Origin of the sequence: Mesorhizobium sp. M2E.F.Ca.ET.209.01.1.1 (assembly GCF_004010375.2) — a bacterium.
Classification (GTDB): Bacteria; Pseudomonadota; Alphaproteobacteria; order Rhizobiales; family Rhizobiaceae; genus Mesorhizobium.
In genome coordinates, this window is sequence record NZ_SADP02000201.1 from 1 (window position 1) to 436 (window position 436).

Annotated in this window: 1 protein-coding gene; it reads right to left on the reverse strand. The window is 65.1% G+C overall.

Annotated elements, in window-relative coordinates; all coding sequences use genetic code 11:
* On the reverse strand, window positions 1-300 hold a 300-nt coding region (locus EN852_RS35280), incomplete at its 3' end, for a hypothetical protein (RefSeq protein WP_135879634.1).
* Between the last annotated feature and the right edge of the window lie 136 nt (window positions 301-436).

A 436-nucleotide genomic window follows, 5' to 3' on the forward strand; every position in this document is an offset into this window, starting at 1 on the left:
GCCGGATGCCTTGAGCGCGGCGAGGCCGTTGACAAGCGCGCCGGCTTTCTCGCCGAGAACGCCGCCAAGCGCGCCTTGCAGCGAGGATAGGAAGCCGCCGCCGCCGGCCGGGGCGGCCATGACGTCGTATTTCTGCGCCAGCGCATCGGCGCCCGGAATCTTGGCGAAGAAGGAGGAGGCGCTGGTGCCTTCGGCCTCATGCTCGAGGACCGAGAAAATGGTGCCGACGACCTTTTCGGTCGTAGCCTGGTCGAGACCGGCCTTCTGCGAGACGGTGTTCACGATGTCCTGGACGTCCATGACTTCACCTCACCTTGGGTTTTTCGTGTTTGCCGGATGACGCTGGCGGCTGCGTACCTTGACCATGGACTTGCGGCTCGCCGCAACAACGGCCGCGCGCATCGCCAGAACGGCGGCCGCAACCATGAAAGCTGTT